This window comes from Halomonas sp. (genome assembly GCF_052095765.1).
Lineage (GTDB): Bacteria > Pseudomonadota > Gammaproteobacteria > Pseudomonadales > Halomonadaceae > Halomonas.
In genome coordinates this window covers 1-14,523 of record NZ_JBQDJZ010000071.1, presented here as the reverse complement: position 1 = coordinate 14,523, position 14,523 = coordinate 1, and the positions used below count along the sequence as shown (strand labels likewise).

Sequence of the window (14,523 nt, the reverse complement as noted above, 5' to 3'; positions counted from 1 at the left end):
CTGCACATTCCAGCGCCACCAGCACCGAGGCAATCAGCACCACGATATCCAGTCCTAGCAGGAAGTAGTTTTCAGCGTCATAGAAACTCTTGAGCTGCGCCAGCAATGCCAGCACGGTGACGACCAACAGGAAAATCAGTGGTGCAAGGGTATACCACACCGGGCGTCCAAGCCGGATCAGCATCACCGAGATCACCAGCAGCGTCAGCCCTGCCAGCAACTGGTTGGTGGTACCGAACAGCGGCCAGATGATCAGCCCGCCAGAACCATCTGCACCCGCACCAAAGGCCAGCACCAGACAGGTCGCCACCGCCAGCAGCGTGGCCATGGTCGGAGACTTCATCCACTTCTGGTTATAGATCTCGCCCCACTCCTGGAAGATATAGCGCTGCAAACGCAGGCCGGTATCCATGGTGGTGCCGGCAAACAGTGCCGCCATGACCGTCAGCAGAGTCGCGGCGGTGGTCTCGTTCAGACCCAGACCATTATGGATGATGAAGGCACCGCCCTCGACAAAGGCATTGACACCGCCCTGACCAAATGACGTGTACATGGCTTCCCAGTCAGCCAGCGACGCAAAGCCGGCAGTTGCCGCAAGAATCGCGCCCAGCGCCAGCATGCCTTCACCTACCGAGCCAAAGTAGCCCACAAAGCGCGCGTCAGTTTCCTTGTTGAGCTGTTTAGAGGTAGTGCCCGACGATACCAGACCGTGGAAACCGGAAATGGCGCCACAGGCGATGGTCACGAACAGCAGTGGGAACAGCGATGGCGTACCTTCAGGCACATTGCTGTTGAAGCCCGGTGCAACGATGGTGGGATTCAGGAAAACCACAGCCCCATACAGAATGATCAGGCCAATGAACAGCTGCAGGCCATTGATGTAATCACGCGGCTGCAGCAGCATCCATACGGGCAGCAGCGACGCGATAGCCGCATAGCCGAACAGCAGCAGGATCCACACCGCATTACCGGACAGCCCACCCACTTCTGCAGGCATTTGGATCGGCATAGACGGGCCGAGGAAGATCAGCCCGTAGAGCGCAGCCACACCAACAATCGAGACCAGCCCAAGACCAAAAATACGTCGGCGAATCAACTGGCCGATCACCAGGGCCACAGCTATGGCACCCCACACCGGCACTACAGCGGTAGGGAACTTCATCATCAGCCCCGCGATAACCACTGCGAAAACGGCGTTGACCATCAGCAACAGCAGGAATATGACGATCATGAAGATACCGCGTGCGCGCTTGCCGACCACATCGCCGGTCAGAGCACCCACCGAACGAGCGCGGTTACGCACACTGGCCCAGATGGCGCCAGTATCGTGCACGCCAGCAAAGAGAATAGTGCCAAACACCACCCACAGGAAGGCCGGCACCCAGCCCCAGATCACCGCAATGGCAGGCCCGACAATCGGCGCAGCACCAGCCACCGAAGTGAAGTGATGGCCCCACAGCACATAGCGGTTGGTCGGCACAAAATCGATACCGTCTTCGAACTCATGGGCCGGTGTCTGAAAGTCATCTGAAAGTCGGAATATCTTCTCGGCAATAAACTTCGAATAAATGAAATAACCGAGCGCCATTCCGGACAGCCCCATTACCAGCATCAATACGGCACTCATTGGCGACCCCTTATTGGTTGATATCAATCAGCTAAGTCAATGAGTATGCGACGCAAAAAAAGCTATCACCATCCTTTGGGAGCAAGACACGCATACACCTTAGTCTAACATCCCGGACTTGCTTCCAGAGGCAACGGTCTGAACTACCCACGTTTTTGGCCTCACCCGAGCGGTAGCGTATCGGCTTTTTCCACCAGACCATATCCAGCAGCCACAGTGAAGCATTCTGCCAACTTGGGCCAAGGTCGCGTTTTCCGTTGCAGGCAGGCTCTCTAGACTGAGCCAAAAAGGCCATAATCGCCTGATATCTCTAACCCGCTATGTCACGAGGGGAATGCCATGACCCGGGTACTGGTAGTAGATGATGAACCCAACATTCTCCTGTCGCTTGAGTTTCTCATGCAGCAGGCCGGCTTTGATGTGGCTACCGCCGAGGATGGCGAGCGTGCTCTAGCCAGCGTTGCTGAACAGACACCCGAGGTGATCCTGCTCGATATCAGCCTACCCGGCATCAGTGGCTTCGACGTGCTGGAGCGTCTGCGCGCTGATCCAGCCCACGCCACGACGCCGATCATCATGCTGACCGCCCATGGCCGCGAGGTAGAGCGCGAGAAAGGCCTCGCTCTGGGCGCTGACGACTACATCACCAAACCTTTTTCCACCCGTGACCTGGTCGAGAAGGTCCAGGCATTGCTGGCCAGCCGAAAGAGTAACTCTCAGGGACAGGAGCAGCCATGAGTAACAAGGGGCTTCCCAAGCGCCAGAAGCTGGTCGGGCTGTGGTTACTACTGAGCGGCGTCAGCTTGGTGGGCGGCTCCCTGTTTGCCGTGTGGCTGGATACCGAATTCCAGCCGCAGGGTCTCGCGCTTATCGCGCTGTGGCTGGGCTGTTTATCAGGTGGCACCACCATACTGCTGGTCGGCCTGCTGCTGGAGTACCAGCTATTTTCTCCATTGCGCCACCTGCAGGCCCAGCTGGCACTGATGGTGGCCAATCCTGAAGCCGAAGACCCTAATCCTCCCGAGGGCTGGCTGCGCGGGCTAGGCCCTGACTTCGTGCGTATCCGCAAGGCCTGGCGGGAAGACCGCCACCGTATCCAGCATGCCCGGGAGGATGGTGCCCGCCACGCCGCCGGTATTCGTCGTCAGCTGGAAAGCCTGCTACAACTGCTGGAGATCCCACTGCTGCTGTGCGACCGCCACCACCGCCAGCTACTGCTCAACCCTGCGGCCGAACAGATGTTTGTCGGGCATGCCGGGCTGGGGCTGGGCAAACGCCTGGAAACCCTACTGCCTGCCAGCAGTCTGCTCGACGCCATGGATCGCCTGCCTGACGATGGCAGCCCACGTGATGCGCTGGTGCCCTGCGATGAACGTTGGCTGCGCGCCAGCCTGCGCCGAATTCCGGGGGGCGAAGGCGAGACCCTGCTGACACTAGTTGACGCCACAGCAAGCTGGAGCAGCGAGATGGGCGCCAAGGCGACACTGGCAAAACTGGTGCCGGCGCTGCGTCGTCACGGAGCCAACCTCACCAGTGTTGCCGACGCCCTGAGCCAACTGCCTGCCGATGGTCCTGCCGCCCTGCGTCAACGTCTGGACACCGCCATGAGCGAAGAAAGCCATGCGCTGACCGAGCACCTGGCCAACCTGGGCAGCTGTCTGGATGAACTCAACGCCCAAGGCGAGCGCCTGCTGCCGCTGTGGTCCAATGATCTGTGGGCGGCACTCGATGAACGTCACCAGCAAACCAGGGTAATCCCAGTGGGCCTGCCGGGCTGGTTCAAGGGCGATGCACCGGCGCTGCTGGAAGTGCTCAGCGTACTGCTTGAAGCCTTGACGACACACAGCGGCCAACAAAGCCTGGACGGTGAGCTGCGCCATGGCGAACGACGCGCCTACCTGGAGCTCAGCTGGTCGGGGACACCACTACCCCAGCACGCGCTGGATGCCTGCCTTGAGCACCCCCTAAACGACCTGCCCATGGCACCCACGGCCAACGAAATTCTGCGCCAGCATGACAGCGCCGCCTGGAGCCTGGCGGATCCCGACGGCCAGCACGCCCGGCTGCGCCTTCCCCTACCGGCCTCAGCAGGCTTGGTCGAACCGCCCAAGCGCGGCATAGCCCGCCCGGAGTTCCATGACTTCGGCATCGCCGACTTGCCGCCGCCCGACGATGAGCTGGCCGCCTGCCCGCCTCGTGCTCTGGAGATCGTCGCCTTTGACACTGAAACGACCGGGCTTGAGTTACGCCGTGGCGACCGGGTGATCAGCATCGGTGCCTGTCGTATAGTCAATGCCCGGCTATTGGCTAGCGAAGCCTTCGACCAGCTAATCAACCCGGGGCGGCCGATTCCAGTGCTAAGCACCTCGATTCATGGTCTCAGCGACGAGAATGTGGCCGACGCACCCAAGGCCAGTGAGGTGCTGCCACGCTTCTGCGGCTACATTGGCGATGCGGTGATTCTGGCCCACAACGCTTCCTTCGACATGCTGGCGATCCACCCGCCTGAAAGCGAGCTACGCTTTGACATGCCAGTGCTCGACACCCTACTGATCTCACGCGCCCTAGATCCCGGGCTGGACGGCCATGATCTGGACAGCCTGGCGGAGCGCTACGATCTGCACTTTGCCCCTGGCAGCCGGCATACCGCGCTGGGCGACGCCCGGGTCACCGCTGAGTTGTGGCTGGCCCTGCTGCCGCGCCTGGAAGCACGCGGCATCGACTCTTTGACCAAGCTGCTGGCGCTGCAGGCCAGCGCCTTCGACCGTGAGGACCCCAACGCCCAATGATGACCCCCCGACGCCGCGAGCGCCTGCTGGGATTGACGGCCCTGGCCACCCTGCTGTTCACTCCACCGCTGCTGCTGATGGCCGACCGTATAGAGAATGGCATCTGGTTGCCGGTGTATCTGTTTGTGGTGTGGGGCATCGTGATCGGCCTCGCGGCCTGGCTACTTGAAGGCCACGCGGAAGATTGACCAGGAGACACTTGCATGGATAGCGAATGGAATGTGCTGATCGTCGCCTTTGGCTATCTGGGTCTGCTGTTCATTATTGCTGCCTGGGCCGACAAGCGCGCTGCCCAGCGTCGCTCGATCATCTCTTCCCCTACTGTTCATGCACTTTCCATTGCCGTCTACTGTACCGCCTGGACCTTCTACGGCAGCGTCGGGCGAGCCGCTGAGGCCGGCCCGGGCTTCCTGCTGATCTACCTAGGTCCGACGCTGGCCATGCTGCTGTCGCCGATCATCGTGCGCAAGATGGTGCGTATCGCCCAGGCCCAGCGCATTACCTCCATTGCCGACTTCATCAGCGCCCGCTATGGCAAGAGCAGTGGCCTTGGCGCACTAGTTGCCGCCATTGCGCTAATCGGCATTACGCCCTATATCGCTCTTCAGCTGCGCGCCATTACCGAAAGCCACGCCGTACTGACCGGCCGCACCGACTATGCAACGCTGATGGATGCCGGCCACTTCTGGAGTGACAAGTCCTTCTGGGTCGCCCTGGTGCTAGCTGCCTTCATCATCCTGTTTGGCGCACGTCACCTGGATGCCAGCCAGCGCCACGAAGGCATGGTTGCGGCAGTCGCTTTCGAGTCGCTGATCAAGCTGGCCGCCTTTCTGGCGGTGGGACTGTTTACCTTATTCGTACTGTTCGATGGCCCCGGTGATCTGTTCTCGCAGGTCGCCGCCACGCCCTCGCTGGCCGACCGACTGGGCCTCGATGCCGTTCCAGGCGGTGCATCGGGGTGGTTTGGCATGCTGGTACTCGCCTTTCTGGCCTTCCTGACTCTGCCACGCCAGTTCCAGGTGCTGGTGGTAGAAAGCGTTGACGAGCGCCATATTAACCGCGCGGCCTGGATGTTTCCGCTCTACCTGTTAGCCATTAACCTGATGGTGATTCCCATCGCCATGGCCGGTCTGTTGCTAAACAGCAGCGGCGATCCTGACAGTTTCGTTCTCACCCTGCCGCTGGGCGCTGGCGCACAGGCGCTGTCGATCTTTGTGTTTATCGGTGGCCTCTCGGCAGCCACCGGCATGATGATTGTCGAGACCATTGCGCTTTCTACTATGGTAAGTAACCAACTTGCCATGCCGCTTTTGCTGCGCTCACGCTGGCTGCGCGATGCAGGCAGCGGTGTATTGGCCCGCTGGTTGCTGGCCATCCGCCGACTTTCCATTGTTGGCATCCTGATGCTGGGCTACACCTATCACGCGCTGATTGGTGATGCCTATAGCCTGGTGACCATCGGCTTGGTGTCGTTCGCAGCCGCCGCCCAGTTTGCCCCGGCGCTGCTGATCGGCCTGTATTGGCGCGGCGCCAACCGCCTGGGTGTCGGACTTGGCATGCTGACTGGCATTCTGGTGTGGGCCTGGACGCTGCTGATTCCCGGTTTTGCCCGTTCAGGCTGGCTGGATGACAGCTTTGTCGAACTCGGGCCATACGCTATCGAATGGCTCAAGCCCCAGGCACTATTCTGGCTTGAGGGAATGGATATCTACAGCCACTCGCTGTTGTGGAGCCTGGGGTTCAACATGGCACTGCTGTTCGGTGTCTCGATGTTCACTAGGGCGTCACCACTAGAGCGCACCCAAGCAGCGCTGTTTACCGGCGCCATGGCACCACAGTTTGGCCCCAGCGCCATGCCCCGGGGCAAGACACCCGCCGGCGCACTGCGCACCCTGCTGGAGCGCTATCTTGGCGCTGGGGTGGCAAAGCGCGTATTTGCCGACCATACCGTGCGTAATGATAACGACACCGCTGCGCCCGAGCTGATTGAGCGCACCGAGCAGGCACTGGCCGGTGCCTTGGGCAACGCCTCGGCCCGGGTACTGGTGGACTCGGTCGTGCATGGCGAAGCACCAGATCTGGACACCTTGCTGGGCATGCTCGACAGCACCCAGCGAATACTCGCCATGAACCGCCGACTTGAGCAGAAGTCCCACGAGCTTGAAGAGATCAGTGCCGAACTGCGCTCAGCCAACGACCGGTTGCTCGAGCTTGATCGCCTCAAAGATGAGTTCGTGGCCATGGTCAGCCACGAACTGCGCACACCACTGACCTCAATACGGGCCTTCGCCGAGATTCTGCGCGACAGCCCGGAGCTCACCGAGGAAAAACGCACCCACTTCCTTGACGTTGTGGTGCGTGAAAGTGAGCGCCTGTCGAGACTGATCGAAGAAGTGCTCGACCTGGCACGACTGGAAAGTGGCCGACTGACCTTGAACCCGCAGCGTGTCAATCTGATCACCTTGGTTCATCACGGCGTCGACGCCCTGCCGGAACTGCACAAGACACCCAACTTGGAGCTAGAAATAGATATCAGCGTAACCAGTGCCATGGTGGTGGGCGACCCGGACCGCCTGGAGCAGGTGATCATCAACCTGCTGGGCAACGCCATCAAGTTTTCTAACGACGCCCAACCACGCATCCGCCTGTTCCTTGAGCAGGACAAGCACGGCTACCGGCTAGGTGTGGAGGATAATGGCGCTGGCATCAACGAAGATGAGCGCGAGCGGGTATTCGAGAAGTTCCACCAGATCCAATACCAGGGCGACGGGACTGTGCGCCCGCGGCCCCGTGGCAGCGGCCTGGGGCTGCCGATCAGTCGCGGCATCATCGCTCAGCTGGGCGGGCGGCTCAGGGTAGAAGACGCACCGACCCTGAAAGGGGCTTGCCTAGTCATGGAGCTACCAACGGCCCCACCTGAAAACGATACACAGCCCGCAACACAAGCACCCTGAGACTTACTGGCTCAGGGCATCGGTGAAAAGTGCGTCTCCGCTATCATCGATCATGCGTTGAGCCTTGCTGACCATCAGCTCCTCACAGGCGTCACGCCCAGGTACCACGTCGGAGCGCTCAAAGCGATGCTCACGTGCGGGGCTGCCCTCAGTAGCCAGCTTACGAATCCAACCGCTGACGCGAAACTGCCCGCCTAAATCTTCGCACTGCGGCACAATCAGGTAACCGTTATATTCAACCGCCTCACCTTCTCGGGAGGACTTTTCAGTGCGTCCACTGCCGAATAGCCCTGAAAACAGTTTGCCGAACATTCCGCCTCCTTTATTACCTGTTATGACAGGCTGGTCATAACAGACAGGGCCGCGCGCATTACACTGCACGCGGCCCTGTCTGTTCATCATGTTAGCTACCAGCGTCCTGCTTTTAACTTCAGGTGTCAGTCCTGCTGACGGCCTTTGCCCGCAGCGATGCGCAAGCGCAGCGCGTTGAGCTTGATAAAGCCCTCGGCATCTTTCTGATCGTAAGCGCCGGCATCGTCCTCAAAGGTGGCGATGGACTCATCAAACAGCGATTCGTCAGACTTGCGCCCCACTACCGTGGCATTGCCCTTATAGAGCTTCATGCGAACCACGCCGGAGACGTTCTTCTGGGTCTCGTCGATGGCCGCCTGCAGCATACGACGCTCCGGGCTCCACCAGTAGCCGTTGTAGATCACCTTGGCGTACTTGGGCATCAGCTCATCTTTCAGGTGAGCTTCCTCACGGTCTAGGGTCAGCGACTCGATGGCGCGATGAGCGCGCAGCATGATAGTGCCACCTGGTGTTTCATAGCAGCCGCGGGACTTCATGCCCACATAGCGGTTCTCGACGATATCCAGACGGCCGATTCCGTTGTCGCCACCCAGCTTATTGAGCGTTTCGAGCACTTCGTGGGGCTTCATCGACTCCCCGTCAATGGCGACGATATCGCCACGCTCGTAGGTCAGCTCGATGTAGGTAGGAGTTTCCGGCGCAGCCTCCGGCGACACACTCCAACGCCACATGTCTTCCTCGGCCTCGGCCCAAGGGTCCTCAAGAATGCCGCCTTCGTAGGAAATGTGCAGCAGGTTGGCATCCATGGAGTACGGCGACTTTTTCTTCTGACCAGCAAAATCAACCGGGATGTTGTGCTGCTCGCAGTACGCCATCAGTTTTTCGCGAGAGTTCAGGTCCCACTCGCGCCACGGCGCAATAACCTTGACGCCAGGCTTGAGCGCATAGGCACCCAGCTCGAAGCGCACCTGATCATTGCCCTTGCCAGTAGCACCGTGAGAAATGGCATCGGCACCAGTCTCGTTAGCGATCTCAACCAGACGCTTGGCGATCAGCGGACGCGCGATGGAGGTACCCAGCAGGTATTCGCCCTCGTAGATGGTGTTGGCGCGGAACATCGGGTAGACGTAGTCGCGGACAAACTCCTCGCGCAGGTCTTCGATATAGATTTCCTTAATACCCAGCGCCTCTGCCTTGGCGCGGGCCGGCTCGACTTCCTCGCCCTGACCGATGTCAGCAGTGAAGGTCACCACCTCACAGTCGTAAGTTTCCTTGAGCCACTTGGCAATGACAGATGTATCCAGGCCGCCAGAATAGGCGAGCACGACCTTCTTGACCTCGGACATGCAGAGACGCTCCTGCTGTTGGTGAATAACCAATGAACAATGATTAATGTCCGCTGATTATAGCGCGACGCGGCGATCAGGAATACCGCAGCGGGACGCCTGACCCCATTGCTGTTAGAATTCTGCGGTTAAATGATCCCAATTTGACGCCCAACTGACGCCCAACAAGGAGAGGTGCATGAGCGAAGTGGCCACCCGCGAACTCATGGCACAGCGGTTTCGCAGTTTTCTGCCCGTAGTGGTGGACCTGGAAACCGGTGGTTTCAATGCCCGACAGGATGCCATTCTGGAGATCGCCGCAGTGACCCTGACCATGGACCCCGAAGGCAACCTGATGCCCGACGAGACCCATGCCTTTCACGTCCGCCCTTTTGCAGGTGCCAACGTGGAGCAATCGGCGCTCGACTTCACCGGCATCAAGCTCGATGCCCCGCTGCGTCAGCAAATGGCGGTCAGCGAGGCTGAGGCGCTAGGCGACATTTTCAAGCCCATCCGCAAAGCGCTCAAATCAACGGGCTGCACTCGGGCGATCCTGGTCGGTCATAACTCTGCCTTCGACCATGGCTTCCTCAATGCAGCCGTGGAACGCTGTGGTATCAAACGCAATCCCTTTCATCCTTTTTCAAGTTTTGACACTGCCTCACTGGCCGGCCTGGTGTACGGTCAGACGGTGCTGGCCCGCGCCTGCCGTGCAGCGGGCATCGAGTTCGACAACAACGCAGCACACTCGGCCCGCTACGATACCGAGCGCACTGCCGAGCTGTTCTGCGCCATGGTCAACCGCTACAAGGACCTGGGTGGCTGGCAGCTGGCCCTGCGCGAACAGCAGATGGAAGAAGACAGCAACGAAAACGACAGCTGAACTCAAGACTCCAAATTCAGCACCAAAAAACACGCCCCCGCGGCCAGATAGGCTACGGGGGCGTGTTTCTGCCTGCCAGAAAGGCGAAACTGTAATCAGGCGTCCGGCTGGCCCTGCCCTTCAGCGGCCTGGGCGCGGGCAGCCGCCTGCTTGATCAACGGCTCCAGCTCTCCGCTCTGATGCATTTCAACCACGATATCGCAGCCACCGACCAGCTCACCTTCAACCCACAGTTGGGGGAAGGTCGGCCAGTTGGCAATTTTCGGCAGTTCACTGCGGATATCCGGGTTATCCAGGATATTGACGAAGGCAAAACGCTCTCCGCACGCCATCAATGCCTGAACAGTCTGGGCGGAAAAGCCGCACTGTGGCAGCTGGGGAGTGCCTTTCATATAGATCAGGATGGTGTTGTCATTAATCTGTTTCTGAATATTTTCTGCGGTAGTGCTCATCAGGTATACCCTCTGTCAAAAAGCCGGGGGCGGCGGTGTTGATGGTGAAAAACAGCCTGAGCCGGGACGCAATTAATAACCCAGCATACCAGTCAGTCTTTAGCTAACGCCATTCTACTGATACTGTCCGCGTTGCGCATCCCCTGCAGGCTGGCTAGGATGGTCGTTTTTTTCCGAGGAGCCACGCCATGGCCGCCCGGCACTTCCTTACCCTGCTCGACCTGAGCCAGGAAGAGGCGCGCTACCTAATTCAGCGCGCCATTACCATCAAGAACAACCTGTTGACCCAGGGGCCAACCTACACCCCCTTTGCCAATCGCACTCTGGCGATGATTTTTGAAAAATCCTCGACGCGTACCCGGGTGTCATTTGAGACTGGGATGACCCAATTTGGCGGCCATGCGATTTTTCTGTCCTCCAAAGATACCCAACTGGGACGTGGCGAGCCGATTGCCGACACGGCGCGTGTGCTTTCCGAAATGGTGGATGCGGTGATGATCCGTACCTTTTCTCACGCGGGACTTGAAGCCTTCGCTGCTGCCAGCCGCGTGCCGGTGATCAACGCCCTAACCGATGACTATCATCCCTGCCAGCTACTGGCTGATGTGATGACCTGGACCGAACTACGTGGCAACGTGCGCGACCGCACAGCGGTGTGGATTGGTGATGGCAATAACATGTGCCATTCCTGGATCAACGCTGCTCTCCAGTTCGACTTTAACCTCAGGGTCTGCTGCCCCGAGGGCTACGAACCGCGTGAGGACATTATGGCCGTCGCCGGCGACCGAGTGACATTGCATCGCGACCCGATGCGGGCCGCTGCCGGCGCCAACTTGGTCACCACTGACGTGTGGGCCTCCATGGGCCAGGAAGAGGAACAGGCCAAGCGGACGGCTGACTTCGCTGGCTTCCAGGTGACCGAAGCAATGCTCGACCAGGCCGCGAGCGACGTGCTGTTTCTGCACTGCCTGCCTGCTCACCGCGGCGAAGAAATCAGTGAAACCCTGCTCGACGATCCTCGTGCTGAAGTCTGGCAGGAAGCCGGTAACCGCCTGCATGCTCAGAAGGCGCTGCTAGAGTTTCTGATGATCGGCCGGATTGACGACTGAGACGTCATGCTGGCCTGAGTTGCCAGGTTGGTACGCCAGCTTGGCAACCAACGGCAGTTTAATACCCGCCGATGCAAAGCCAATGCAAAAACGCCCGATATCTGCATGAGATAATCGGGCGTTTTGACTTGAATCTTTTTGGTGGAGCCTAGCGGGATCGAACCGCTGACCTCAACACTGCCAGTGTTGCGCTCTCCCAGCTGAGCTAAGGCCCCACGTGTTTTGAAGCCTTGCTGCCTCAAGAACGAGGTGAATCATACTCGCCTACCTGATCCGAGTCAAGCCCAGGCTGAAAAATGCTGGTATCGCTTCATCACCAAGCAAGCCCCAACCCTCCGACAAGATCAGCCGTCACCAGTCGTCATCTCTCTCGACCTGTTGCACACTGCTTTGTCCCCCCGCGCTCTGCTAGGATAGCCCTTTCATTAGGCAGCACAGGGCGAGCGACACACCGATGAGCTTTGACCATCGTCACTTCTTGGCCAGCGTCAGCGAATCGCCCGGCGTGTACCGGATGTTCGATGATCAGGCCAACACCCTTTACATTGGCAAAGCACGCCGTCTCAAGGCGCGCCTTACCAGCTACTTCCGTGGCACCCTGAATACCAAAACCCAGGCACTGGTCGCGCGCATCGCTGACATTCAAGTCACGGTCACCAACACCGAAACCGAAGCGCTGCTGCTAGAGCAGACGCTGATCAAGGAGCTGCGCCCGCCTTATAACATCCTGCTGCGCGACGACAAGACCTATCCGTTCATCTTTGTGACCGACCGCCATCCCTTTCCTGCTCTGGAGTACAAGCGGGCACGCCGTCGCCATGATGATGGCCGCTATCTCGGGCCCTACCCCGGCACTCACGCGGTACGCGAAAGCCTGTCACTGATGCAAAAGATCTTTCACATCCGCAACTGCGAGAACAGCGTCTTTGCCCACCGCACCCGGCCCTGCCTGCAATATCAGATAGGCCGCTGCAGTGCGCCCTGCGTTAACTACATCAGCGAAGCCGACTACCGCCGTGACCTGGAGCACGCGGTGCAGTGTCTTGAGGGGCGCAGTGAAGCCGTGACCGACGAGTTGACCCGTGACATGGAAGCGGCCAGTCTGGAGCTCGAGTTTGAAGAAGCCGCGCGGCTGCGCGACCAGATTCAGCATCTGCGCAAACTTCAGGAACGCCAGATTGTCGATACCGACAACGGCGATGCCGATATTTTTGCGCTGGCCCAACGGCCAGGTGCACTGTGCATCTCCGTGCTGACGATTCGCCAGGGACGGCTACTCGGCTCACGCCACCACTCTCCCGGCAACGACCTGGATCTGGATGTCGAAACTTTGCTGGGTAATTTCATCAGCCAGTTGTATCTCGGCCAGACCCGTGAAATACCCAGCGATATCATAACAAGCCACCCTCTGCCTGAAGCGCAGCTGCTAGCCGGTGCACTGAGCGAGCGTGGCGGACGACGCATCCGCGTGATCCACCAGGTGCGTGGACACCGCGCTAAGTGGCGTGAGCTGGCCCGCACCAACGCCGAACAACAGCTAGCCGGCCAACTGGCCAATCAGGACCAGCTGGAGCGTCGTTTTGAAGCGCTGCGCGCTGCACTGGACTTGACCTCACCGCCCGCCCGGCTTGAGTGCTTTGATATCAGCCACAGTCATGGCGAAGCCACCGTGGCCTCGTGCGTGGTTTTTGACCAGCAGGGGCCGCGCAATTCTGACTACCGCCGCTTCAATATCCAGGGCATCGAGCCCGGCGACGACTACGCCGCCATGCGTCAGGCGCTAAGCCGACGCTATCGCCATCTGGCTGGCGGCGAAGGAGAAAAACCCGATCTGCTGATTGTCGATGGCGGCAAGGGCCAGCTGAATATGGCGCGCGAAGTGATGGCAGAACTGGGCCTCAGCGATATCCTGCTGCTGGGTGTCGCCAAGGGCACTACTCGCAAAGCTGGGCTGGAGACGCTGTTCATTGAAACGGCAGACCGAACCCTGAACCTTGATGCCAGCTCGCCCGCACTGCATCTACTTCAGCACATCCGCGACGAATCACACCGCTTCGCCATCAGTGGCCACCGTGCAAAGCGCGATAAAACAAGGCGCACCTCGACACTCCAGGATATCCCTGGTGTCGGCCCACGACGCCGACGCGAGCTGCTGCGCTTTTTCGGCGGATTGCAGGGCGTACAACAGGCTAGCCGCGAGGAACTGGCTCGCGTGCCCGGCATCAGCGTCAGGCTTGCTGAGACGATTCATCGCAGCTTGCATGGATGACACTGCCCAAGGCAGATAGAATAAGCCATCTTCGGCCCACCCCCTTGATGCAAGGATCGCAGTCACCGATGAATATTCCCAACCTGCTGACACTGGCCCGTATCGTGTTTATCCCGTTAATGGTCGTGTTGTTCTACCTGCCCTTCAGCTGGAGCATGCCGGTAGTCGCCGGGCTCTTTGCTGTAGCTTCATTGACCGACTGGCTGGACGGTTATCTTGCTCGCCGCTGGAACCAGTCCACTCCATTTGGCGCCTTCCTTGACCCGGTGGCTGACAAGCTGATGGTTGTGGTGGCTCTGGCGCTGCTGATCGAACGCTATGACGCCATGTGGCTGACACTGCCCGCACTGGTCATCATCGGTCGTGAGATCGTCATTTCTGCACTGCGCGAATGGATGGCCGAGATGGGCAACCGCGGCTCGGTGGCAGTGTCATGGATCGGCAAGTTGAAAACCACGCTGCAGATGATAGCCCTGTTGATTCTTCTGGCGTTCACTCCCGGCTCACCCTACGCCCAGCTAGGTGTGGCTACGCTGTATCTGGCCGCCCTGCTGACGCTGTGGTCAATGATCCAGTATCTGCGCGCCGCCTGGCCGCACCTAGCGCGTTCGATGTAGTCAGCTACCAGGCCAACACCACACAACAGCCTCTGAATGAAAGCCTACACAATCAAGCTGTTGGAAAAAATGGTTGACAGACACCAGCTTATCGGTAAAATGCGCTTTCGAGTCAGGCGGGAATAGCTCAGTGGTAGAGCACAACCTTGCCAAGGTTGGGGTCGCGAGTTCGAATCTCGTTTCCCG

The 14,523-nt window shown here is 59.4% G+C and carries 12 protein-coding genes and 1 tRNA gene; 8 read left to right on the top strand and 5 right to left on the bottom strand.

The genetic code is table 11. The features are described from left to right. A partial coding sequence (locus tag ACTH3D_RS09785; protein WP_441666890.1) for a carbon starvation CstA family protein occupies positions 1 to 1,627 on the bottom strand: 1,627 nt, incomplete at its 3' end. Positions 1,628 to 1,966: 339 nt separating this feature from the next. Here ACTH3D_RS09785 and ACTH3D_RS09780 point away from each other — a divergent pair. The 4 genes from ACTH3D_RS09780 to ACTH3D_RS09765 are packed head-to-tail and all read left to right on the top strand — an operon-like array spanning position 1,967 to position 7,370. Further along, positions 1,967 to 2,365 (top strand): response regulator transcription factor, encoded by a 399-nt coding sequence (locus tag ACTH3D_RS09780; protein ID WP_441666889.1) that lies wholly within the window; start codon positions 1,967 to 1,969, stop codon positions 2,363 to 2,365. Then, positions 2,362 to 4,416 (top strand): 3'-5' exonuclease, encoded by a 2,055-nt coding sequence (locus ACTH3D_RS09775; RefSeq protein ID WP_441666888.1) that lies wholly within the window; start codon positions 2,362 to 2,364, stop codon positions 4,414 to 4,416. Before ACTH3D_RS09780 ends, ACTH3D_RS09775 begins: the two co-directional genes overlap by 4 nt. Next, complete coding sequence (locus tag ACTH3D_RS09770) at positions 4,413 to 4,604, top strand: hypothetical protein (protein WP_441666887.1); 192 nt, start codon at positions 4,413 to 4,415, stop codon at positions 4,602 to 4,604. Before ACTH3D_RS09775 ends, ACTH3D_RS09770 begins: the two co-directional genes overlap by 4 nt. A gap of 15 nt (positions 4,605 to 4,619) precedes the next feature. Further along, positions 4,620 to 7,370, top strand: coding sequence for an ATP-binding protein (locus tag ACTH3D_RS09765; RefSeq protein WP_441666886.1), 2,751 nt, complete (start codon positions 4,620 to 4,622; stop codon positions 7,368 to 7,370). A gap of 3 nt (positions 7,371 to 7,373) precedes the next feature. On the opposite strand, the gene ACTH3D_RS09760 is transcribed toward ACTH3D_RS09765, so the two are convergent. Together ACTH3D_RS09760 and ACTH3D_RS09755 are read right to left on the bottom strand one after the other, a co-directional pair. Further along, entirely contained in the window at positions 7,374 to 7,682 is a 309-nt protein-coding gene (locus tag ACTH3D_RS09760) for an HlyU family transcriptional regulator (protein WP_441666885.1), read from the bottom strand. Positions 7,683 to 7,807: 125 nt separating this feature from the next. After that, the gene (locus ACTH3D_RS09755; protein ID WP_441666884.1) at positions 7,808 to 9,028 is read right to left on the bottom strand and encodes an argininosuccinate synthase; all 1,221 of its coding nucleotides are present in this window, start codon (positions 9,026 to 9,028) and stop codon (positions 7,808 to 7,810) included. 178 nt (positions 9,029 to 9,206) lie between these two features. Here ACTH3D_RS09755 and rnt point away from each other — a divergent pair, with 178 nt between their 5' ends. Continuing rightward, positions 9,207 to 9,890 carry a ribonuclease T gene (gene rnt / locus ACTH3D_RS09750; protein WP_441666883.1) on the top strand — a complete coding sequence of 228 codons (684 nt, stop codon included), beginning with the start codon at positions 9,207 to 9,209 and terminating at the stop codon, positions 9,888 to 9,890. 95 nt (positions 9,891 to 9,985) lie between these two features. Here the strand turns inward: rnt and grxD are convergent, their stop codons facing one another. Further along, on the bottom strand, positions 9,986 to 10,342 hold the full coding sequence (gene grxD, locus ACTH3D_RS09745; protein ID WP_441666882.1) for a Grx4 family monothiol glutaredoxin: 357 nt from the start codon (positions 10,340 to 10,342) through the stop codon (positions 9,986 to 9,988). A gap of 188 nt (positions 10,343 to 10,530) precedes the next feature. Here grxD and argF point away from each other — a divergent pair, with 188 nt between their 5' ends. Beyond that, positions 10,531 to 11,451 carry an ornithine carbamoyltransferase gene (gene argF / locus ACTH3D_RS09740; RefSeq protein ID WP_441666881.1) on the top strand — a complete coding sequence of 307 codons (921 nt, stop codon included), beginning with the start codon at positions 10,531 to 10,533 and terminating at the stop codon, positions 11,449 to 11,451. 139 nt (positions 11,452 to 11,590) lie between these two features. Here argF and ACTH3D_RS09735 read toward each other — a convergent pair. Continuing rightward, a tRNA-Ala gene (locus ACTH3D_RS09735) sits at positions 11,591 to 11,666 on the bottom strand. Between the two features lie 239 nt (positions 11,667 to 11,905). On the opposite strand from ACTH3D_RS09735, the gene uvrC reads away from it, so the two are divergent. Together uvrC and pgsA are read left to right on the top strand one after the other, a co-directional pair. Further along, positions 11,906 to 13,720: an excinuclease ABC subunit UvrC gene (uvrC, locus tag ACTH3D_RS09730; protein WP_441666880.1), complete on the top strand. Its 1,815-nt coding sequence runs from the start codon at positions 11,906 to 11,908 to the stop codon at positions 13,718 to 13,720. Between the two features lie 68 nt (positions 13,721 to 13,788). Beyond that, positions 13,789 to 14,337, top strand: a complete 549-nt coding sequence (gene pgsA, locus ACTH3D_RS09725; RefSeq protein ID WP_441666879.1) for a CDP-diacylglycerol--glycerol-3-phosphate 3-phosphatidyltransferase — start codon at positions 13,789 to 13,791, stop codon at positions 14,335 to 14,337. The last annotated feature ends 186 nt before the right edge of the window (positions 14,338 to 14,523 follow it).